Origin of the sequence: Labedaea rhizosphaerae (genome assembly GCF_004362825.1) — a bacterium.
Lineage (GTDB): Bacteria > Actinomycetota > Actinomycetes > Mycobacteriales > Pseudonocardiaceae > Labedaea > Labedaea rhizosphaerae.
In genome coordinates this window covers 61,476-81,347 of record NZ_SNXZ01000008.1, presented here as the reverse complement: position 1 = coordinate 81,347, position 19,872 = coordinate 61,476, and the positions used below count along the sequence as shown (strand labels likewise).

22 protein-coding genes and 1 riboswitch are annotated in these 19,872 nt (G+C 69.8%); of the genes, 9 read left to right on the top strand and 13 right to left on the bottom strand.

The features are described 5' to 3' along the window. Nucleotides 1-490 precede the first annotated feature (490 nt). The 3 genes from EV186_RS33065 to EV186_RS33055 are packed head-to-tail and all read right to left on the bottom strand — an operon-like array spanning nucleotide 491 to nucleotide 2,104. Nucleotides 491-1,390: a hypothetical protein gene (locus tag EV186_RS33065; RefSeq protein WP_133853449.1), complete on the bottom strand. Its 900-nt coding sequence runs from the start codon at nucleotides 1,388-1,390 to the stop codon at nucleotides 491-493. A gap of 24 nt (nucleotides 1,391-1,414) precedes the next feature. Beyond that, a complete protein-coding gene (locus EV186_RS33060; protein ID WP_133853448.1) occupies nucleotides 1,415-1,747 on the bottom strand; it encodes a hypothetical protein in 333 nt (110 codons plus the stop codon). A gap of 27 nt (nucleotides 1,748-1,774) precedes the next feature. Continuing rightward, nucleotides 1,775-2,104, bottom strand: a complete 330-nt coding sequence (locus EV186_RS33055) for a hypothetical protein (protein ID WP_166659448.1) — start codon at nucleotides 2,102-2,104, stop codon at nucleotides 1,775-1,777. A 162-nt stretch (nucleotides 2,105-2,266) separates the two neighbouring features. Here EV186_RS33055 and EV186_RS33050 point away from each other — a divergent pair, with 162 nt between their 5' ends. Further along, a complete protein-coding gene (locus EV186_RS33050; protein ID WP_133853446.1) occupies nucleotides 2,267-3,856 on the top strand; it encodes a molybdopterin-dependent oxidoreductase in 1,590 nt (529 codons plus the stop codon). Nucleotides 3,857-4,016: 160 nt separating this feature from the next. After that, on the top strand, nucleotides 4,017-4,829 hold the full coding sequence (locus EV186_RS33045; RefSeq protein ID WP_133853445.1) for an SAM-dependent methyltransferase: 813 nt from the start codon (nucleotides 4,017-4,019) through the stop codon (nucleotides 4,827-4,829). 1 nt (nucleotide 4,830) lies between these two features. Here EV186_RS33045 and EV186_RS33040 read toward each other — a convergent pair whose 3' ends face one another. Then, the gene (locus EV186_RS33040; RefSeq protein WP_133853444.1) at nucleotides 4,831-6,015 is read right to left on the bottom strand and encodes a cytochrome P450; all 1,185 of its coding nucleotides are present in this window, start codon (nucleotides 6,013-6,015) and stop codon (nucleotides 4,831-4,833) included. 146 nt (nucleotides 6,016-6,161) lie between these two features. Between EV186_RS33040 and EV186_RS33035 the strand changes: the two genes are divergently transcribed. Then, nucleotides 6,162-6,857, top strand: coding sequence for a GbsR/MarR family transcriptional regulator (locus EV186_RS33035; protein WP_133853443.1), 696 nt, complete (start codon nucleotides 6,162-6,164; stop codon nucleotides 6,855-6,857). 31 nt (nucleotides 6,858-6,888) lie between these two features. Continuing rightward, nucleotides 6,889-7,338 (top strand): GNAT family N-acetyltransferase, encoded by a 450-nt coding sequence (locus tag EV186_RS33030; protein WP_133853442.1) that lies wholly within the window; start codon nucleotides 6,889-6,891, stop codon nucleotides 7,336-7,338. On the opposite strand, the gene EV186_RS33025 is transcribed toward EV186_RS33030, so the two are convergent. Then, nucleotides 7,330-7,887 (bottom strand): TetR/AcrR family transcriptional regulator, encoded by a 558-nt coding sequence (locus EV186_RS33025; protein ID WP_133853441.1) that lies wholly within the window; start codon nucleotides 7,885-7,887, stop codon nucleotides 7,330-7,332. The genes EV186_RS33030 and EV186_RS33025 overlap by 9 nt on opposite strands. Before the next feature lie 396 nt (nucleotides 7,888-8,283). On the opposite strand from EV186_RS33025, the gene EV186_RS40305 reads away from it, so the two are divergent. After that, complete coding sequence (locus tag EV186_RS40305) at nucleotides 8,284-8,508, top strand: cupin domain-containing protein (RefSeq protein ID WP_243754424.1); 225 nt, start codon at nucleotides 8,284-8,286, stop codon at nucleotides 8,506-8,508. A gap of 24 nt (nucleotides 8,509-8,532) precedes the next feature. Here the strand turns inward: EV186_RS40305 and EV186_RS33015 are convergent, their stop codons facing one another. From EV186_RS33015 to EV186_RS32995, 5 genes are read right to left on the bottom strand one after another with little or no spacing between them, the layout of a single operon-like run. Next, complete coding sequence (locus EV186_RS33015) at nucleotides 8,533-9,114, bottom strand: carboxymuconolactone decarboxylase family protein (protein WP_133853440.1); 582 nt, start codon at nucleotides 9,112-9,114, stop codon at nucleotides 8,533-8,535. Next, nucleotides 9,101-9,430, bottom strand: coding sequence for a hypothetical protein (locus EV186_RS33010; RefSeq protein WP_133853439.1), 330 nt, complete (start codon nucleotides 9,428-9,430; stop codon nucleotides 9,101-9,103). Before EV186_RS33010 ends, EV186_RS33015 begins: the two co-directional genes overlap by 14 nt. Then, nucleotides 9,427-9,915, bottom strand: coding sequence for an SRPBCC family protein (locus tag EV186_RS33005; protein ID WP_133853438.1), 489 nt, complete (start codon nucleotides 9,913-9,915; stop codon nucleotides 9,427-9,429). The genes EV186_RS33010 and EV186_RS33005 overlap by 4 nt, the downstream gene beginning before the upstream one ends. Further along, nucleotides 9,912-10,259: an ArsR/SmtB family transcription factor gene (locus EV186_RS33000; protein ID WP_133853437.1), complete on the bottom strand. Its 348-nt coding sequence runs from the start codon at nucleotides 10,257-10,259 to the stop codon at nucleotides 9,912-9,914. Before EV186_RS33000 ends, EV186_RS33005 begins: the two co-directional genes overlap by 4 nt. A 17-nt stretch (nucleotides 10,260-10,276) precedes the next feature. Further along, on the bottom strand, nucleotides 10,277-11,116 hold the full coding sequence (locus EV186_RS32995) for a helix-turn-helix transcriptional regulator (RefSeq protein WP_133853436.1): 840 nt from the start codon (nucleotides 11,114-11,116) through the stop codon (nucleotides 10,277-10,279). A 128-nt stretch (nucleotides 11,117-11,244) separates the two neighbouring features. Here EV186_RS32995 and EV186_RS32990 point away from each other — a divergent pair, with 128 nt between their 5' ends. Next, a complete protein-coding gene (locus EV186_RS32990; RefSeq protein ID WP_133853435.1) occupies nucleotides 11,245-11,994 on the top strand; it encodes an SDR family oxidoreductase in 750 nt (249 codons plus the stop codon). On the opposite strand, the gene EV186_RS32985 is transcribed toward EV186_RS32990, so the two are convergent. Then, nucleotides 11,985-12,983, bottom strand: coding sequence for a hypothetical protein (locus EV186_RS32985; protein WP_133853434.1), 999 nt, complete (start codon nucleotides 12,981-12,983; stop codon nucleotides 11,985-11,987). The two genes, EV186_RS32990 and EV186_RS32985, sit on opposite strands and share 10 nt — an antisense overlap. Before the next feature lie 58 nt (nucleotides 12,984-13,041). Between EV186_RS32985 and EV186_RS32980 the strand changes: the two genes are divergently transcribed. Next, nucleotides 13,042-13,980 (top strand): hypothetical protein, encoded by a 939-nt coding sequence (locus EV186_RS32980; RefSeq protein WP_133853433.1) that lies wholly within the window; start codon nucleotides 13,042-13,044, stop codon nucleotides 13,978-13,980. Here EV186_RS32980 and EV186_RS32975 read toward each other — a convergent pair. Next, entirely contained in the window at nucleotides 13,968-14,981 is a 1,014-nt protein-coding gene (locus EV186_RS32975; RefSeq protein WP_133853432.1) for a GNAT family N-acetyltransferase, read from the bottom strand. The two genes, EV186_RS32980 and EV186_RS32975, sit on opposite strands and share 13 nt — an antisense overlap. 159 nt (nucleotides 14,982-15,140) lie before the next feature. After that, nucleotides 15,141-15,352: riboswitch (cobalamin riboswitch) on the top strand. 108 nt (nucleotides 15,353-15,460) lie between these two features. Between EV186_RS32975 and EV186_RS32970 the strand changes: the two genes are divergently transcribed. After that, complete coding sequence (locus EV186_RS32970; RefSeq protein ID WP_243754423.1) at nucleotides 15,461-17,794, top strand: ribonucleoside-diphosphate reductase subunit alpha; 2,334 nt, start codon at nucleotides 15,461-15,463, stop codon at nucleotides 17,792-17,794. Then, nucleotides 17,791-18,798, top strand: a complete 1,008-nt coding sequence (locus EV186_RS32965) for a ribonucleotide-diphosphate reductase subunit beta (RefSeq protein ID WP_208115905.1) — start codon at nucleotides 17,791-17,793, stop codon at nucleotides 18,796-18,798. The genes EV186_RS32970 and EV186_RS32965 overlap by 4 nt, the downstream gene beginning before the upstream one ends. Nucleotides 18,799-18,855: 57 nt before the next feature. On the opposite strand, the gene EV186_RS32960 is transcribed toward EV186_RS32965, so the two are convergent. Then, on the bottom strand, nucleotides 18,856-19,830 hold the full coding sequence (locus EV186_RS32960) for an esterase-like activity of phytase family protein (protein WP_243754422.1): 975 nt from the start codon (nucleotides 19,828-19,830) through the stop codon (nucleotides 18,856-18,858). Between the last annotated feature and the right edge of the window lie 42 nt (nucleotides 19,831-19,872).

Below are 19,872 nucleotides of genomic sequence, written 5' to 3'. Positions count from 1 at the left end.
CCCAGTGGTCCCGCCCCCGACGCCCACAGACACCGTGAGCCGAGAAGGGACAATGCCTCATCGCCGCTGTTGGTGAAAAGCGGCCGAACGGGTCAATCTGGCCAACTGTTCATTTCGGCCGACTTCCTCGACCAGCCACGGCTTCGTGGCGTTTCGCTCCCCGCACCACGCCCTCCAGGTCGGACCGGCGACGAAGCAGCGCATCGCTAGGTCGCCGATCGGCTCGTTGGCATCGAGTACATCACCCCAGCTCGCCCACGACATCCGCGGGCCCGTCACCGCAGACACCTCGGCACTGCGTTTGAGCAGGGCGGCGGGCCCTGGCACACCGGCACGCCATCGTGGATGACCTGTTCGTTCCCTCGTCCACCACTATGGGCGCGGACTGAGCGGCCGCCTCAGGTGCTCGAGGAACGGGTGCGTGGCCGCGTCAGCGGCAGCGAACGGCTCCGGCGGAATGCGGGGGAGCTGAGCGTTGGCTCCCGCATGATCAGCGGGGGACGAATACCTTTTTGAGCGATTTCGTGTCGCTGGTGTCGACGACCGGGATCGGTGGGTAGTGTTCCTCGTCCGCTTCGTTGTTCAGGTGGCGCACGAACTCCTGGAGTTTGCCACTCATGCCCTGCGCCGCCCGTGCATGGGCGGCCACCACCTTGCCCAGTTCGGTGTCCAAGGACCTCATGATGTCCGGCGGGTTGCCGCCGGTCACCTGCGCCTTTTCCCTGGCCGCGGCAAAGGTGTAGTTGCCGATCGACGTGACGAGTGACTTGAACACCCTGGTCGTGACATCGCCACCCACTTTGATCGCGCTGACGCCGTCGGAAAAGCCGGCCTCGGCGACGTCCAGGGTCAGCAATGCGAGATTGCCGAGCGCGTGGCCGTGATCCAGCGCCCGCAACGCCGAATACGCGCCGCGGGCCAGCTCCATCAGGTCGTGCTTGAACGCGATCTGCAGCGCGAAGACGCCGTACGCCAGCTCCCTGGCCTGCACCACCAGTCCCTGATCCGAGACGTAGCCGTCGATCCGGCCGGACAGGACCTCCATGTACTTCGCGTAGTCCTCAGCCGCTGCGCCGGTCCAATGAGTTCGCAAGTCGCGGGAGATGCCTTTCAGTTGCTCGGTGAGATCCTGCAGGTAATCCACCTGGATCGCGTCGAGAGTGGTCCACGGCGTCCCGCGATCGCCGCGTGGCAGTTCGGCCGGGTCGCCGTCCATCGCGTAGGAATACCACTTGTCTAGCGGCACGAATGGTTCGCGCGTGATCTCGGGTGGCAGGTGGTGAAATCCGTCTTTCGGCGTCTCGTCGTGGATCGCCCGCTGGATCATCCGGTAGGCCTGGGTGAACGTCGCGCCGTCGAGCGGGGCATTTTCATCGGGAAAGCCGGACATGGGTGCCTCTCGCGGTTGTTCGGGTCAGTCGCCGGCGACGGCGCGGTCGACGTGCTCGTAGTTGTCCGCGATCACCTTCAGCCGTCCGGACGCGGTGGAGACGGACTCACCAAGCGCCATGCCGACGTGCGCGAGCGCGTCCATCATCGCGTTGTAGAACCAACCGACCTGGCCCGCGGCCGGGACCATCGTCCCGAACGCGGCCGTTGACCCGTCCACCGAACCGTTGATCGTCCCAGTCATCCGCTCCAGGCCGACCATCGCGGCGGCCTGGGTGTTCAATGTGGACGCAACGGAAGGCAGGTCGTCGTTGGCGATCTTGCGCAACGCCGCCACATCCAGCTCGAACCCGCTCACCGCATCTCCTCCCCTAATGGCATGCGCCTACCACCGCTCGTCCGTGACGTCGAACGAATCGCGGAGCACGGTGGCGTGGCTGAAATCGTCTTCCGGTTCACCCGCACCAGGCGGCTGGTCGCAGGCAGGCGGTGCGTCCAGTTCGGCGGCCACCTGTTGCAACAGCGGCCACAGCGTTTCGTGCGCCTTCGGCGTGAACAGCAGCACGGCCAGCGGGTGATCGGTGGCGCCGCTTGCCACTTCCGCCCAGGTGAACTTCCCCTCCAGCACGGCATCCGCAACGCGCAACAGCCGTTCCGGCGCATCCCGGCGGGCGGCCGCCCGCCGCAACACCTCCGCCGACATGGGTTCCGCCACTGGACCTCCCCGTGCTCCCGGGCCAGTGCACCACGTAGTCGTTTCGGGTCCGCCCGAACGGTGGCCCACTCGGCATCGGTCGAGGCCTAGGACCCGCGTGCCCGTCCAGCGCCTTGCCTCGAGACGACACATCCGCGAGGCGTTCGGCTCCGAAGTACCACCATGGAGATCACCACGAAGGCCACGGAACCGGGCGCCGAGCCCACCGCTGAACGGGTCCGCCTGCCCCTGTCGAGGGCGGTGGCCATCGGGGTCGTCACGGTGATCGCCGCGGTCGCGGCCGGGCACCTGGTCGCGGGGCTGATCAACCCGGCCGCCTCGCCGGTCATCGCGGTCGGGAACTCGGTCCGCGACCTCACGCCACCGGCCGTCACCGAATGGGCCATCGCCAACCTGGGCGACGTCAAGAAGCCGTTGGTCTTCGTCGGGCTCGGTATCGCCTTGCTGGTCGCGGGCGCGATCGCCGGGTTGGTGTCACGACGACGACCGTGGCCGGGCATGGGGATCGCCGCGGCCATCGGCATCGTCGGGCTGGTGTCGGTCGCTGACCAGGCGACGGTCTCGGGGTTCGACTTGCTGGCACCGGTGCTCAGCATGCTGACCGGCGTGGGAGTCTTCCTGCTGCTGCACCGCGTCGCACGCGGGCAAGGCGGCGCGTCCGAGGCACAAACCGCTGGGAGCAACCGGCGGCGATTCCTGTGGACCACCGGCGGGGTCGCGGTGGGCGCCGCAGCGTTCGGTGCCGTCGGCCAGTTCCTCGCCACCCTGCGCGACGCCGAGTCCTCGCGAGCCGCGATCGGGACGCTGACGCCCAGCACCCCCGCTCCCCCGGTGCCCGCCGGCGCCGACTTCGCCCGGCAAGGCACACCGCGGTTCCTGACCAGCAACCGCGACTTCTACCGCGTCGACACCGAACTGCTGTCCGTCCCGCAGGTGCGTGCCGAGGACTGGCTGTTGCGCGTCCACGGCCTGGTCGACAACACCAAGACCTTCACGTTCAACGACATCCGCAACCGGCCCCTCGTCGAGCGCACCATCACCATGACCTGTGTGTCCAATGAGGTCGGTGGGCCCTACATCTCCACCGCCAACTTCATCGGCGTCCCGCTGCGCGACCTGCTCGACGAAGCCGGGGTGCGGGCCGGCGCCGACCAGCTGTTCTCGTCCAGCGTCGACGGGTGGACCGCGGGCAGCCCCGTGGACGCCGCCATGGACCGCAACCGCGGCGCGCTGCTCGCGATCGGCATGAACGGCGAACCGCTCCCGGTCGAACACGGCTTTCCGGCCCGGATGGTCATCCCCGGCCTGTACGGCTTCGTGTCCGCCACGAAGTGGGTCGTCGACATGGAGTTGACGACCTTCGCCGCCCGGGAGTCCTACTGGCGCAAGCGCGGCTGGGGCATCAAGGCGCCGATCAAGACACAGTCACGCATCGACGCGCCTCGCGGGTTCGCCACCCTGCCACCCGGCAAGGTCACCATCGCGGGCGTCGCGTGGGCGCAGACGGTCGGCATCGACAAGGTGGAGGTCCGCCTCAACGGCGGCAACTGGCAGGAAGCCGAGCTCACCACCGAGGTCAACACGCAGACCTGGCGGATGTGGCGGCTCAACGTCAACCTCGCGCCTGGGTCGTACAAGGCCGAAGTGCGGGCGACCGATCGCCGTGGAAACACCCAGCCGGCCGATCGCGTGCCGCCCATCCCGGACGGCGCGACCGGGTGGCATTCCACCGACTTCACGGTCAGCCGGTGATCTCCCTGGCCTGACGCGGCATTCGGGTGACCGGCGCGCGGCAACGATGCCCAGTTCCCCGGATCGTGGTTGGATGACCACCCGTCCATCGCTGGGAGATGTACGGCCTGCCGTGGCCTCGCGGTGGGAGCAGGGGTAACGGCGAGCGGAGGCTGTTGCGGTGAACGAGCGGGACATCTGGGTCCCTGGGAACGTGGACGCGAACACGCCCAGTGCGGCGCGGGTTTACGACTACCTCCTGGGTGGTGGCCACAACTTCGACAGCGATCGCCAGCTCGCGGAGAAGTTGCTGACCGTCCTGCCGGCCCGCGACATGGCCCGCCTGAACCGGGAGTTCCTGCGCCGGGTGGTGCTCGAGATGGCCGCGCTCGGCATTCGCCAGTTCATCGACCTCGGGTCGGGCATCCCGACCGTGGGCAATGTGCACGAGGTGGTGCACGCGGTGCATCCGGACGCACGGGTCGTCTACGTCGACTACGAGATGGTCGCGGCCGTCCACAGTGAATTGATGCTGGCCGAGGAACCCAACGCGGCGATGGTGCATGCCGACATGCGCCAGCCCGAACAGGTGCTGCGGCACGAAAAGACCCAGCGGTTGATCGACTTCTCCGAGCCGGTCGGCATGCTGATGGTCGGTGTCGTGCAGTTCATCGCCGATGAAGACGATCCATGGGCATTGGCCGCGCAGTACCGCGACGCGATTCCCGACGGTAGCTACTTCGCGTTGTCGGCGTTCACCACGGACAACGCACCCGCGGGCATGGCGGCCGCGATCGAGGTGTTCAAGAACAGCCAGGACCCCATCTACCCGCGCAGCCGCGAGGAGATCCTGCGGATGTTCGACGGGTACACCCTCCTCGATCCCGGCCTCGTGTACACGCCGCAGTGGCGACCGCAGCAACCCGAGCTCGCCGACTCGACGGCCGAGGCCTCACGGTCGAACCTGTACGCCGGGCTCGGCATCAAAGGCTGACTCACGCCGCGTCCCAGGCGACCGGCAGCTCGTGCACGCCGTAGATGAGCATGTCGGACCGCACGGCGATGTCCTCGGCCGGGACGGCCAAGCGCAGCGTCGGGAACCGCGCCAGCAGCGCGGGTAGCGCCACCTGGAGCTGCACCCGGGCGAGCTGCTGGCCGAGGCACTGGTGGATGCCGTGGCCGAACGCCACGTGACCGCTGGTCTTGCGGTGCAGGTCGAGGGTGTCCGGGTCGGTGAAGTGCTCGGGGTCGCGGTTGGCGGCCGGCACGGAGATGGTGACCGACTCACCGGCGGCGATCCGCTCGCCGCCAAGCTCCACGTCCGCCAGCGCGGTGCGCACGGTGAACGGGATGATGCTCAGGTAGCGCAGCAGTTCCTCCACCGCGCGGTCGGCGAGCCCGGGGTCCGCGCGCAACGCGGCAAGTTGGTCCGGGTGTTCGAGCAGGGCGAAGACGCCCAACGCCAGCTGGTTGGTGGTGGTGTCCAGCCCGGCGCCCAGCAAGGTGAACCCGATGTTGACCAGCTCGGGGTCGGCGAGGTCGCTCTCGGTCAGGCCGCTGAGCAGGTCGTCGGTGGGTGCCGACCGCTTGGCCGCGACCAGCTCGGCGATGACCCCGTGCACCGCCGCGTAGGCGGCCGCGGCTTGCTCTGGCGTGTTGTCCAACCGGAACAGATCCAGGGCGTGCTGGTGGAAGCGGTCCCGGTCGGCGTAGGGCACGCCGAGCAGTTCGCAGATCACCTGCGCCGGCAGCGGCCGCGCCAGGGCCGGCACGAGGTCCGCCGGGCTGCCCTGCGCCGCCATGGCGTCCAGGTGCTCGTCGGTGATGGCCTGGATCCGCTCGGCGAGCAGGCGCATCCGGCGGGTGGTGAACTGGCCGGCGAGCAGGCGCCGGTAGCGGGTGTGCTCCGGCGCGTCCATCGCCCCGAACATCCCGGGCGGCGCCGGCTGATCGTTGCCCGATGCGCCGGGGATCGGCAGGTGCCGCAGCTCCACCCGCACGCTGAACCGCTGGTCGGCCAGCACCTCGCGGGCCAGCGCGTGGCCGGTCACCAGCCACCCGCGATGCCCGTCCGGGTAGTCCAGCCGGCTCAACGGGCTCCGCTCGCGCAGTTCGGCCAGCCCCGTCGGTGGGTCGAACGGTTGGTTGGCCGGCCGCTCGGTCGGCAGCGTCCTGGTCACCGCTGGCTCCTTCCGCAAACGTTCACGCTGAAGGAAACGGTACGGTGACCCTTCACAAGGTTTCCAATCCTGGATAAGGTTTCTGCTGGTAGAGTTCGCGCAATTGATGCAATGACATGCAAGCGAATGCATCAGAGGTGGATCGGATGCCGGGCACCAGACTGAGCTACGAGGAACGCCAGGGCGTCGCCGCCGGGCTGGCGAGCGGGCTGAGCTACGCCGAGATCGCCCGCCGGCTCGGGCGACCGAGGTCGACGGTGATCCGCGAGGTGGCGCGCAACGGCGGGGCACATGGCTACCGCGCGAACCGGGCTCAGCAAGCCACCCAGTGGCGAGCGCGACGGCGCACCGCCGCCGCGCCCCCGGACGCCCCGCCGTCCACGCCCGACCCGCAGGCCTGCCGCGAATTCGAAGCGCGGTTCGCGCGGATGGCCACCCAGACCGGGGTTCCCGCGATGATGGCCCGAGTGCTGGTCTGCCTGTTCACCACCGAATCGGGCAGTCTCACCGCCGCCGAACTGGTGGCCCGGTTGCGGGTCAGCCCGGCGTCGGTCTCCAAAGCCGTGGCCTGGCTGGAACAGCGCGGGCTGCTCCGGCGCGAGCGGGACGGCCGGCGTGAGCGCTACGTGGTCGACGACCACGTGTGGCACCAGGCCTGGCTGGCCAGCATGGATGGCATGGCGCGATGGGCCGAGGTCACCCGGCAGGGCGCCGAGTTGCTCGGCGGGGACACGCCGGCCGGAGCCCGCCTGCACGCCACCAGCCAATGGCTCCGGCACGTCCGGGACGACATGGTCGAGGCGGCCGAGCACTGGCGGCACGCGTTGCCCGGCAAACCCTGAGATTACGATCCCGGACGGGTAGACAGGTGCCATGGTGAAGATCAGCTACCTGACCGAGTCCGACCGCGAACACTGGGAAGTGCTGGCCCGCGGCAAGGACACGTACTTCGAGACCGAACGCGGCGACGACGACTACGACCGGACCTGGCGGCGCCTGCTCGACGACGAGCGGATCCGCGGGATCTGCGCCCGGCTGGACGGCAGGATGGTCGCGGTCGCGCACTACCTGTTCCACGCCAGCATCTGGTACGCCGGGAAGTGTTACCTGGCGGACCTTTTCGTGGACCCGGAAGTCCGGCGGCAGGGCATCGCGACGGCGGTGATCGAGTGGGTGGCCCGCGACGCCGCCGAGCAGGGCTATCCGGGCCTCTACTGGAACACGCTCGAGGACGCCCCGGCTCGCGCGCTGTACGACAAGGTCGGCAAGTTCCACAAAGGACTCATCCACTACGGGTACCGGCGTGAACCCGTGTCAGGGTAGGAAGATCGCGGCCGCTTCGTCGGCCAGCACTGCGGCGCGAGGGGCGTCCGGATCGGTCTGGGCCAGGTGCGACAACCCGAGGATGGCCGCGTAGGCGACCCGGGCCCGGGACTCGGCCCGCTTCGGCGGCAGGCCGAGTTCGCGGTAGGTGCGGGTCAGCAGGTCCAGGCGGGCGCGGTTGACCTGGCGGACCACGTCCTTGACGCGCGGGTCGTTGCGGTCGCCGAGCAGGCTCAGGTGCACCGAGGGTGCCAGCGGCTGGACGGACCGCACTACGGCGGTGAGCAGTTCACGCAGGCGCTCGGCCGGGTCGGCGATCGCCGCGAAGTGGGCCAGGCCCGCGTCGCCGTGGGTGCGCGCCCACTCCGTGAGCGCCGCCGTGATCAGCTCGTCGCGGTTGCGGTAGTGCGCGTAGAAACTGCCCTTGGTCACGCCGAGCGTGCGCGCGAGGGGTTCGACCGCGACCGCGGCCAGGCCGCCGCCCGCGATCGCCTTCAGCGCGGCCTTCGCCCAGTCCTGCGCGGACAGCCGGGTCGACTCGGTCACCACCAGCAGGAGGATACGCCGCCGTATTGACCTGTCTTGTGGCCCCAGGATACGGTGGCGTATCAATACGGCACCGTATCCTATTGGGGGTCAGATGAAGGTTCGCCGAGTGGTCACCGGGCACGACGCCGACGGCAAGGCCCGCGTGGTCGACGACAGCGCCGTGGAGCCCATCACGTCCGAGCTCATGCCGGGCTGCGCGGCCTACCCGTTGTGGGGTCGCGACGAGCGGCCCACGTTCCCGGACGACGGCGCGCCACGCGCGGCCAAGGCGTGGTACCCGCCGCGGGACGGATCACGCTTCATGATCAACGTGATCGCCCCCGGCGACCTGGTCCCGCCGCCCGGCCTCGACCAGGCCGCCGCCGTGGCCGAACTGGAGCGGCAGATGCCGGCGCGATGGCCGCGATGGAACCCGGCGCGCCGGGGATGCACAGGACCGACAGCCTCGACTACGTCCTGGTCGTCTCGGGCGAGGTCACCCTCGAACTCGACGACGGCGAGCAGACCGTGCTGGCGGCCGGTGACGTCGTGGTCCAGAACGGCACCCGGCACGCCTGGCGCAACCACGGCACCGAGCCGTGCACGATCGTCGGCGTCGCCATCGGCGCGAACCGCGGGTAGAAGGGACGCGCCTGTCGGCAACCCTCAGGCGTAGCCGCGTTTGAGCATCATCACGGCCGCCTTGTCGAATTCCGGGTCCGTGGGGATGGCGAAGTCGAGGGCGTTGGCGTAACGCGTGATGATGTTGAACAGCGCGCCCACCGCGGCCGCGTCCTTCAGTTGCGCGCGGGTGGCGCCGGCCGCCATGGCTTCCTTCATGTCGGCGCCGTGCAGGCGGTCGGGGTGCAGGGTCATCGTTTCCAGCACCGACAGGGTCGCGCGCAACGGCTCGGCGATCGGCGCCGTCCGGTGGTCCTCGAGGCAGGCATCCGCCACCGCCGGGTCCACCCCGCGAACGGCGATCGCCCGGTGGGCGCCGACGCAGAACGGGCACGAGTTCCACTTGGCGACCATCGCGCCCATCAGTTCGCGTTCGCCCACCGACCACTCGCTCGGACCGCGCATGACCTCCTGGGTCCACGCGCCGAGCGCCGGACTGACGAAATCCTTGTGGTAGAAGGCAACCCGCGCGGCGTCGGGCAGGCGCATGCCCAACGCCAACGAGATGACGCGGATCAGCGCGCGGCTGCGGAAGCTGTCACCACGTTCGACCTCAGTCAGCCGCATCGGTCGCCTCCTCGATGGCCCGCACGGCGGCGTCCCACCGGCTAAGCCCCGCCCCGACGCACGCCGCCATGACGACCTCGAACGCCGCCTTGTCGCTGCCCGTCACCTGCCGCACGGCCTCAACCTGGGCGTCGGTGACCGCATACGACGCTTCGCCGATCTGCCGGGCGAGGGCGTCGTACGGCTCGGCGATGGCGGGTCCGCCTGCGGCCCGGGCCGACACGGCGGCGCGCAGCGACGCACCGGTTCGGCCGGCCTCCGTCGTCAGAGCCGAACGCAGGGCCGAAACGTGCCGGGCCGAGGCGTGCTCGGTCATGCGCCGTGCCGATCGACGGCGGCGCTGTAGCGCTGCAGGTAGAGCGGCCACCCGGCACCGGTCTCGAGGGTGAGGAAGCCCTGCCAGCCGTCGCCGTGCCGGTCGAGGTGGCGGTGTTCGAGGACCACCCTGGTGCGCTCCGGCGCCTCGGCGGTGAAGGTCACCTCGACCTCGCTGGTGCGGGCCGGGTCGGTCTCGATCTGCCAGCGCGGGCTGATGTCCCAGCTGAAGACCAGCCGGTTCGGCGGCTCGCAGGCCAGGACCCGCCCCCACGTGCACCGGCTGCCGTCGGTGCCGATGTCGTAGGCGGTGCCGCCGACCCGGGCCTCCAGCACCGTGCGCTCGACCGGCACCGAGAGCAGGTTGTGCTCACGCGGCTTGATCTCGTCGAAGTTCTCGGTGAACACGCGGAAGGCGTGCTCGACCGGGACCGCGACGACGATGTCGAGGTGCACCGCGGTCTTGTCCTGTGAAGTCGTGCTCATCGTGGCTGCGTTCCTTCCGATGTCGTCGCGGTCGGCCGGTAGGTCCGCTCGGCCACGTCTTTGAACCTCGTCAAGGTCTTGCGCCAGTAGACGTCGAGCTCCCGGCGCATCTGGTCGAGACCGCCCGGCCGCATCTCGTAGACGCGCTGCCGGCCTTGCTGGTGGACCTCGACCAGGCGCGCGTCCAGCAGCACCCGCAGGTGCTGGGACACCGCGGGCCTGCTGACCGGCAGCTCCCTGGCGATCTCCGTGACCGAGCACGGGCCGCCCGCGACCCGGGCGAACACCTGGCGCCGGGTGGGGTCGGCCAGGGCCTGCCACGGGTCAGCGGTAGCGGTCGGCATGACGCGTAAGCTACTACTTACGCGTTAGCCTGTCGAATCGACCGGATTTCCGCGAGCCGGTGCAGGGCTTCGGCCGCGGCCGAACCGGGTGGGGCCGTGTAGGTGACGATCACCTGGTCCGGGTCGCCGGGCAGCGGGAGCGTCTCGTACTCCACGGTGAACTCGCCGACCAGCGGGTGGCGCAGCCGCTTCGTGCCGTGGGCCTTGTCCTTGACGTCGTGGCTGGCCCAGAGGCGACGGAACTCCTCACTGCCCGCGGACAGGTCGGCCACCAGTTCGGCGAGCTCCGCGTCGTCCGGCCGTTGCCCGCTGCTCATCCGCAGGTAGGCGACGGTTTCGCGGGCCACCTGAGGCCAGTCGACGTAGAGTTCGCGGGCCTGCGGCGCCAGGAACGCCTGGCGGGCCATGTTGCGTTCTTTCGCCGGCAGGACGGCGAAGTCGGCGACCACGAGGCGTGCCGGCTCGTTCCACGCGAGCACGGTCATGTTGCGGCCCAGCACGAACGCGGGCACCCGGTCCAGCGCGTCGAGCAGGTGCTGGACAGCGGGACGCACCTGCTGCGGACGAACCGGCGTGCGCTGCGGGTGGGCCAGCCGGTGCAGGTGCTCGCGCTCGGTCGGGTCGAGGCGCAACGCCCGCGCCACCGCGTCGAGCACCTCGCGGGAGACGTTGTTCGTGCGGCCCTGCTCCAGGCGCACGTAGTAGTCGACGCTGACACCCGCGAGCTGCGCCAGCTCCTCGCGCCGCAGCCCCGGGACCCGCCGCCGCCCGCCGAAGGGCGGCAGGCCCACGTCCTCGGGCCGCATCCGGGCACGCCGGGTGCGCAGGAACTCGGTGAGGTCGGCGCGGGTGCTCATGCCCCCAGTATCCGAAAGGTGGTTCTGGCAGACCCAGGCCGGCCGGACCACAGGGTGAACGGGATCTGCCTCGGCTCGGCGGCGGCCAGCAGGGTGGGTGCCAGCCAACCCGAAGGAGCCAAGGAAACATGACCACCAAGCTTGCCGATCGCGTCGCCGTCGTCACCGGGGCCGCCAGCGGCATCGGCGCAGGCACCGCCCGCCGCCTGGCCGTCGCGGGCGCGAAGGTCGCACTGCTGGCCCGGCGCGCCGAGCGCCTCGACGCCCTCGCCGCCGAGCTGGGCAACCAGGCCCTGGCCGTGCCCGTGGACGTCACCGACACCGAAGCGGTGGACGAGGCCGCCGCCCGGATCGCCGCCACGCTCGGCCCGGTCGACCTCGTGGTGAACAACGCGGGCGTCATGCTGCCCTCCCCCGTCGAGCAAGTCCGGTTCGACACGTGGCAACGCATGATCGACACCAACGTGCTGGGCGTGCTGCGGGTCGTGCGCGCGTTCGTCCCGTCGCTGATCGACACCGCGACCGCGGGCGGCCCCGCGGACCTGGTGAACATCTCGTCGCTCGGTGCGCACGTCGCGTTCCCGGGCTACTCGGTGTACAGCGCGTCGAAGGCGGCGGTGACCATGCTGTCGGAGTCGGTGCGGACCGAACTCGGCCCGAAGGGCGTCCGCATCACCAACATCGAGCCGGGTCTGACCGAGACGGAGCTGCGCGAGCACGTGGACGACCCGGACGGGCGCGCGCTGGTGGACGGCATGTTCGCCCAGATCCCGGCGCTCGGCGCCGACGACGTCGCGGAGTTCATCGAGTTCGCCGTGAGCCGTCCCGCGCACGTGAACTTCGCGCAGGTACACCTGCTGCCGACCCGTCAGGCCTGAAGGTCGACGACGGTCACCCGCTCGCCGTCGGTGTGGGCGAAGCGGGTGCCGTCGACAGCGACGCGAGCCGGTCCGGCAAACGTCTCGGCCCACACGATCGAGGTGATCGCGTCGCCCGTGGGCAGGTCAGGCCACTCGGCGAGCAGGTCGCCGTTGGCCGCGTCGTAGAGGCGCGGGTGCTTGTGGACCGCGAGGACGTGCTCCCCCAACGGGATCAGGTCGCCCGCCGGTTCGGGCAGCCGCACCTGCCAGGTGAAGCGGCGTTCTTCCATCGAATAGCGGGCAAGCGAGCCCTTGCCGAGGTTTCCGGGCTCCCCGGGGTCGCTCGGCTCGTCCGCGCTGCTCACCACGAGGTCGTCGCCGACGAAGCAGGCACCGCTGATGTCGGCGCTGTGGAACCGTTCGAGGTCGACCACGCCGCCGCTGGTGTCGTCCAGGGTGCCCGGCTCGTCGAGCGCGCGGTGCAGGTCGTACACGGCGAGGCAGTCGAACGGCTGCCAGATCCAGCCGGCCGAGAGCAGGTAGCGGCCGCTGGACGAGACCGCGAGCCGGGAGTGGAAGAAGTCGTCGGGCTCGCGCTCGGCGACGGTGAGGCACTCCCCGGTGGCCGCGACCTCGATCTCCAGCCGGTTGTAGTCGTGCGGGCAGTGCACGACGCCGGTCTGCCCGTCCGGCAACGTGAACAACGCCAAGGGATAGCGGTAGGCCTCGGCTTGGTAGTAGCTGCGGTTGACCTCGCGCTCGACGAACCCGAGCGGGTCGAGCAGCAGCCCCTTGGTACCGGGCCCGGCCACCAGGGCGACGAGGTCACCTTCGGGCGCAACGGACACCGAGTCGAACTGGTCACCGAAATGGCCGATCCTGGCGGGTTTCCCCGGGTCTGCCAAGGGAATGGGTGTCCACCCGGACACCACGTCGTAGAGGTGGCCTTCGATCCAGGCCAGTGTCCGCGCCGCCCAGGCGACGGACTCACGTTTGACTTCTTGCACGCGGCCAGGGTCCCAAAGCGACTGGGGTTTGTCGCCGCAATTGCCGTATACATGGGGCATGCGAAGTCTGGGGATCAACTACGACACGGGGTTCCTGCCCGGTACCGACCTGTCGCGCAAGGTGTTCACCGAGGAGGCGGTGCGGACCGACCTGACGGCGATCATGGAGCGGTTGCACTGCCAGTCCGTGCGGGTCTCAGGCGGCCACCTCGATCGCATCGACGTGGCCGCCCGGTGCGCGGCGGAGCTCGGGCTCGAGGTCTGGTACGCGCCGTTCCCGGTCGACCTCACGCCCGAGGAAACGCTTGCGGTGCACGCGGACGGCGCACGTCGAGCGCAACGGCTGCGGGAGACCGGCGCCGAGGTCGTCTACGTCGCGGGATGCGAGGCGAGCTTGTTCGGCAAGGGTTTCGTCCCCGGCGAGACGTGGCAGGACCGGATCGCCGCCATGGGTTCGGCGGACGAGGCCTTCTGGTCCGGCCTCGGCGAGATCCTCGGTCGCCTCAACGGTTTCCTCGCCCAAGTCGCGGCGACCGTGCGGGCGTCGTTCGACGGCAAGCTCACGTACGCGGCCGGGCCGTGGGAGTACATCGACTGGACGCCGTTCGACTACGTCGGGTCCGACGGGTACCGGGCGTCGTACAACGCCGAGAAGTACCCGGAAGAGATCCGGGCGCTCACGCAGCACGGCAAGCCGGTCGCCATCACCGAGTTCGGCACGTGCGCCTACCGCGGCGCGGGTGAACTCGGCGGCATGGCCTGGCAGCCACCGGAGGGCGCGGTTCCCGACGAGCACGAGCAGGTGCGTTACCTGACCGAGTTGCTGGACGTCTTCGACGCCGAAGGCGTGGACACCGCGCTGTGGTTCACCTTCGCCTCGTTCAACGCCGTCGGCGCGGACGACCTGCGGTCCTACGGCGTGGTCCGCATGCTCGACGACACGAACTGGGAACCCAAGGCGGTCTTCCATGCGATGGCCGAGCGCTACGCCCGCTGACCACCGAGCGTCCGTGCCAGGGCGCGCACGTCGTGGGTGAGCACGATCTGGATGCGCACATCGGTGTAGCCGAGGGCGTGGTTGGTGGCGATCATGTGCACGTTCGACGTCGAGGTCTGGGTCCGCACGGAGCGCAGCTCCGGTAACTCGGCGACCAGCGAGCGGGTCATCGCGGCCTTGATGCACCGGCCGAGGCCGTGCCCGCGGTGCTCGGCGAGCACCGCGGTGTCGTTCTGGTAGGCCCAATCGCGCCGGTGCGGGTGCAGCTCGACCATGGTCAGCGCGACCACGGTGCCGTGCGCCACGGCGACGCAGACCCGGTTCTCGATCCCGGCCTCGGCGAGTTCCGCTTCGGCCGCGCGGACCCGCGCCACGGTCCACTCCGCGAAGTGGAACTCGGATGCGCCCAACGGCGCGTCCTTGATCGCGGTGCGGGCCACGGCGAACGACTCGACGAGGTCGTCCGGGCAGCGTCCGCGCCAGGACACCAGCCGGTAGCCAGGCGGCGGTTCGACCTCCCACCTCGCCGGATCGACCTGCCGTGTCCCCAGTTCCTGGACCTGCACCGCGTGCGTGGCGCGGAAACCGTGGTGGTGGGCCCAGCTCTCGCCCGAACCGCCCGCGGTGACGGCCCAGAACTCGATCGTCGTGCGTCCTTCGGCGATCAGCTCCGGCAGGAAGGTCCGCAGCAACTGGGTGCCGATGCCGCGCCGGCGCGCCGACGACTCGACGACCAGCTGCTCGACGATGGTGAGGTGCGGATTTTCCGCCTCGGGCGAGAACATCGTGGTCCAGGCGACGATCCGGTCGTCCGCCACCGCCACCCAGCGGGTCGGTTTCCCGAAGCCCGGCACGGGGTGCAACAGCCGGCCGACGTACTGGTCGAAGGTCGGTGCAGGCTCGTTCGGCCGGGTGATGGCCTGGTTGGCCACCGTGATCCGGTGCAGTTGGCGCAACTCGTCGTCCGTGGCCGACCGTGCGTCGAACCGGCGTATTTCCATGACAGCTCCCCCCGTCGCGCCTCATCACACCACGCGGTAACGCAGGTGTATGGCTTTCGGGGTGTGGATCACCCGGACGGACTGACGGCTCGGCGACGCGACACGCCGCGCGACTTCGACCACAACATGTGTGCATGTATGACCGATCTTGGTCCATGTATTGTGCCTCGCAGAGCTGGTTCGGCTGTCCACCCAGGGCAGCCGTCGCAAGAGGGAACCCGGTGCGAATCCGGGACTGCCCCGCAGCGGTGAGCGGGAACGACCGCCGTCAGGAAGCACTGGACGTGAGTCCGGGAAGCGACGGCCAGTAGGTCCACCGACCCAGGTGGATGCCCGCGAGTCCGAAGACCTGCCCGCTCGCCTGCCCGCGCCGCGGGCAGGTGGTGTCCAGGCCCCGAGGGAGGGCCGGAGCCGGGCGCAGCCGCGCCCGTGCCCTCCCGCGCCTCGACACCGAGAGTCGAGCTCGCGAGGAGAGAGCAGTGACCAGCACGACAAGCACAGTCATGTGCGTGCGCAAACGCGACGGGAGCACCGAGCCCGTCGACCTGGCCAAGATCGTCGACGCCGTACGGCGGTGTACCACCGGCCTGTCCACTGTGGATCCGATGCGCGTCGCCACCAAGACCATCAGCGGGCTCTACGACGGCGCCACGACCGGCGAGCTGGACCGGCTGGCCATCCAGACCGCGGCCGAACTGGTCGCCGAGGAGCCCGAGTACTCGCGCCTCGCCGCCCGGATGCTGGCCGCCTACCTGGCCGAAGAGGTCCGCGGCAACGGCGTGCGGGCCTTCAGCGAGAGCATTGGTCTGGGCCATGAGGAAGGGCTGATCGGCGACGAGACGGCGTCGTTCGTGCAGGCCAACGCCGAAGCACTCGACGCGGCCGTCGACCACGACGCCGACACGCGGTTCGAGTACTTCGGGCTGCGCACCGTGCACGACCGCTACCTGTTGCGCCACCCGCACCACCGCACGGTGATCGAACGGCCGCAGCACTGGCTGCTTCGTGTCGCATGTGGACTGTCCAGGACGGTCGACGAGGCGATCGGCTTCTACCGGCTGCTGTCCTCGCTGGCCTACCTGCCGAGCTCGCCGACGCTGTTCAACTCCGGCACCCGGCACACTCAGATGTCCTCCTGCTACCTGATCGACTCGCCCCGCGACGAGCTGGAGTCGATCTACGAGCGCTACGGCCAGGTCGCGCGCCTGTCGAAGTTCGCGGGTGGCATCGGCATCCAGTGGTCACGCGTGCGCTCGCGCGGCGCGTTGATCCGCGGCACCAACGGCCACTCCAACGGCATCGTGCCGTGGCTGCGCACGCTGGACGCCTCCGTGGCCGCGGTCAACCAGGGCGGCCGGCGCAAGGGCGCGGCGTGCGTCTACCTGGAGCCGTGGCACCCGGATGTCGAGGAGTTCCTCGAACTGCGCGACAACACCGGCGAGGACGCCCGCCGCACGCACAACCTGAACCTGGCCAACTGGATCCCCGACGAGTTCATGCGCCGGGTCGAGGCCGACGCCGACTGGTCGCTGTTCGACCCCGACGAAGTCCCGGAGCTGCCCGACCTGTGGGGCGAGGAGTTCGACGCCGTCTACCGCGCCGCCGAGCAGGCCGGGCGCGCCGTGCGCACGGTCAAGGCGCGTGACCTGTTCAGCAAGATGGTGCGCACGCTCGCCCAGACCGGCAACGGCTGGATGACGTTCAAGGACGCGGCCAATCGCACCTGCAACCAGACCGCGGAACCGGGCAACGTCGTGCACCTGTCCAACCTGTGCACCGAGATCCTGGAGGTCACCAGCGATGCCGAGACCGCGGTGTGCAACCTGGGCTCGGTGAACCTGGGCGCGCACGTCCTTGGCGAGGCAATGGATTGGGCGAAGCTGCGCGACACCGTCCGCACGGCGGTGACGTTTCTCGACCGCGTGATCGACATCAACTACTACCCCACCGAGGAAGCCGCGCGCAGCAACCCGCGCTGGCGGCCGGTCGGCCTGGGCGTGATGGGCCTGCAGGACGTGTTCTTCAAGCTGCGCCTGCCGTTCGACGCGCCCGAGGCGAAGGAGCTCTCCACCCGCATCGCCGAAGAGGTCTACCTGACGGCGCTGGAGACGTCGGTGGACCTGGCCAAGGAAGCCGGACCGCACCCGGCGTTCCCGCAGACGCGGGCGGCGCGCGGCGAACTGCAGCCGGACCTGTGGGGCGTCACACCGACGCAGACGCAGCGCTGGGACCGGCTGCGCGACCGGATCGGCACCCACGGCCTGCGCAACTCGCTGCTCATCGCGATCGCGCCGACCGCGACCATCGCGTCGATCGCCGGCTGCTACGAGTGCATCGAGCCACAGGTGTCCACTGTGTTCAAACGCGAGACGCTCTCCGGCGAGTTCCTGCAAGTGAACCCGTACCTGGTCGCGGAGCTCAAGCGGCTCGGCCGCTGGACCCCGGAGGTCCGGGCGCAGCTCAAGCGCGACGACGGCTCCGTGCAAGGGATTCCCGGTCTGCCCGAGGAAACCAGGCGGCTGTTCCGCACGGCGTGGGAACTACCGCAGCGGGCACTGATCGACCTGGCCGCCGCCCGTGGGCCCTACATCGACCAGAGCCAGTCGCTGAACCTGTTCGTGGCGGCACCCACCATCGGCAAGCTGTCGTCGATGTACCGCTACGCCTGGCAGTCCGGCCTGAAGACCACGTACTACCTGCGATCGCGCCCGGCGACCCGGATCCAGCAGGCGACCATCCCGACCGTCCCGACCGTCCGCAGTGGACCGGTCTGCGACCTGGAGAACCCCGAGAACTGCGAGGCATGCCAGTGACCACCCCCAATCTGCTCGACCCAGGCATGAGCCTCACCCTGCGGCCGATGCGCTACCCGCACTTCTACGACCGCTTCCGCGACGCCATCAAGAACACCTGGACCGTCGAGGAGGTCGACCTGCACACCGACCTCGCCGACCTGGCCAAGCTGACGCCCGCCGAACGGCACCTGGTCAACCGGCTGGTCGCGTTCTTCGCCACCGGCGACACGATCGTCGCGAACAACCTGGTGCTCAACCTCTACGAGCACGTGAACGCACCCGAGGCCCGGCTCTACCTGTCGCGGCAACTGTTCGAGGAGGCCGTGCACGTCCAGTTCTACCTGACGCTGCTCGACACCTACCTGCCCGACGAGAACGAGCGCGTGGCCGCGTTCGCGGCGGTGGAGAACATCCCGTCCATCCGGGACAAGGCCGAGTTCTGCTACCGGTGGATCGACTCCATCGAGAGTCTGTCGCGTTTGGACACCAAGGCGGACCGGAAAGCGTTCCTGCTCAACCTGATCTGCTTCGCCGCGTGCATCGAGGGCCTGTTCTTCTACGGCGCCTTCGCCTACGTGTACTTCCTGCGCTCGCGCGGCTTGCTCAACGGCCTGGCCTCCGGCACGAACTGGGTGTTCCGCGACGAGTCCATGCACATGGCGTTCGCGTTCGACGTCGTCGACACCGTGCGGGCCGAGGAGCCGGACCTGTTCGACGACGAGCTGCACGACCAGGTCCGCCGGATGCTGCGCGAGGCCGTCGACGCCGAGGCCCGCTTCGCCGAGGACCTGCTGGGTGGCGGGGTGGCCGGGATGACCGTCGCCGACATGCGGGCGTACCTGGAGCACGTCGCCGACCGACGGCTCGCCGTGCTCGGGCTGTCCCCCGAGTACGGCACCGCCAACCCGTTCGCGTTCATGGAACTGCAGGACGTGCAGGAGCTGTCGAACTTCTTCGAACGGCGAGTCTCGGCGTACCAGGTCGCGGTGACCGGGACGGTGGCGTTCGACGAGGACTTCTGACCACTGCCCTGAATGTCCCATTCGGGGCAGTGGGCGTCCCGAATGGGACATTCAGGGTTACGTGCAGGGCAGCGTGCCGGCTCGCAGTGCGTGTCCGTCGTCGTTGTCGTCGTCGGACCACAGGACCTGTTTGCCGTCGGCGCCGCACGCGGGCGCGATGGCGAAGCCCTCGTTGTTGAGGTTGTCCATGTCGTCGGGCCGGTCGTACTCGGCGGCGACGGCGAACGCACCGCTGCCGTCGATGTCGAGGGTCACGCTGTGGCCGTCGCACGTGTCGTCGCAGACCGCCCACAGGTGACCGGTCGACGGCTCGAACTCGAGGTCCATCACGGCGGGGAGGCCGGTGTCTGCGGACGTGATCCGTGTGGCACCGGCACCGCCCAGGTCGAGGGCGTAGACGTAGACGCCGCCGGTGGATTCGAGGCCGACGACGTACAAACCCGTGCCGTGGCCGGGATACGCGGCCGGGTCGTATGCGGCACCGGTGTGCTCGTCGCGCAGGCCGTGCGCGGTGAGGTAGCTGTCCGGCACCCAGGAAATGGCCTCGATGCCCTCGTTCGGGTCCGAGGTGGGCAGGTCGGCGGTGAGGTCCCACGCGCCGGTCGCGGACACGTCACCGGCAGGGGACGACGGGTCGAACCGCAGGATCTGCTGCTTGCTGTGGTCGCCGTCGGCGTTGTCCCGCTCGGTGGACACGAAGAGGCCGTCCGGCGTGGCGACGACGCCTTCCCCGTCGGGGTCGCCGCTGCCGTCCGGGTAGTGCAACGCCCGGCCGGCGTCCGGCGTCCAGTCGTCGCCGTCGGGCGTGAGGCGGTAGAGCGTGCCGGGGCTGTTCTGCACGGCCCACACGACACCGTCGTTCTCGTAGGTCAGGCCGCTGAGGTTCTTGCCGAAGGCGTCCTTCTTGTCGGCGTTGTGCACGTCGGCACCGCCGGGCCAGGCCGCGCTGTCGTGCGGGGCCGCCATGGCGGGCACCCCGAAGCCCAGGGCGAGCGCGGCGGCAGCGACCAGGACGACTCGTGTCTTCGCCATGACTCCCACCATGGCCCATCCGCGGTCCCGTCCGACACGGCC

Coding starts and splice junctions, on each gene's coding strand:
- EV186_RS40305 (WP_243754424.1), top strand. CDS start 8,284: ATGGCCGCGATGGAACCCGGCGCGCCGGGGATGCACAGGACCGACAGC.
- EV186_RS33000 (WP_133853437.1), bottom strand. CDS start 10,259: ATGCCGACCGCTACCGCTGACCCGTGGCAGGCCCTGGCCGACCCCACC.
- EV186_RS32980 (WP_133853433.1), top strand. CDS start 13,042: ATGCGAAGTCTGGGGATCAACTACGACACGGGGTTCCTGCCCGGTACC.
- EV186_RS33035 (WP_133853443.1), top strand. CDS start 6,162: ATGCCGGGCACCAGACTGAGCTACGAGGAACGCCAGGGCGTCGCCGCC.
- EV186_RS33005 (WP_133853438.1), bottom strand. CDS start 9,915: ATGAGCACGACTTCACAGGACAAGACCGCGGTGCACCTCGACATCGTC.
- EV186_RS32960 (WP_243754422.1), bottom strand. CDS start 19,830: ATGGCGAAGACACGAGTCGTCCTGGTCGCTGCCGCCGCGCTCGCCCTG.
- EV186_RS33050 (WP_133853446.1), top strand. CDS start 2,267: ATGGAGATCACCACGAAGGCCACGGAACCGGGCGCCGAGCCCACCGCT.
- EV186_RS33065 (WP_133853449.1), bottom strand. CDS start 1,390: ATGTCCGGCTTTCCCGATGAAAATGCCCCGCTCGACGGCGCGACGTTC.
- EV186_RS32990 (WP_133853435.1), top strand. CDS start 11,245: ATGACCACCAAGCTTGCCGATCGCGTCGCCGTCGTCACCGGGGCCGCC.
- EV186_RS33030 (WP_133853442.1), top strand. CDS start 6,889: ATGGTGAAGATCAGCTACCTGACCGAGTCCGACCGCGAACACTGGGAA.
- EV186_RS32995 (WP_133853436.1), bottom strand. CDS start 11,116: ATGAGCACCCGCGCCGACCTCACCGAGTTCCTGCGCACCCGGCGTGCC.
- EV186_RS32975 (WP_133853432.1), bottom strand. CDS start 14,981: ATGGAAATACGCCGGTTCGACGCACGGTCGGCCACGGACGACGAGTTG.
- EV186_RS33015 (WP_133853440.1), bottom strand. CDS start 9,114: ATGCGGCTGACTGAGGTCGAACGTGGTGACAGCTTCCGCAGCCGCGCG.
- EV186_RS33010 (WP_133853439.1), bottom strand. CDS start 9,430: ATGACCGAGCACGCCTCGGCCCGGCACGTTTCGGCCCTGCGTTCGGCT.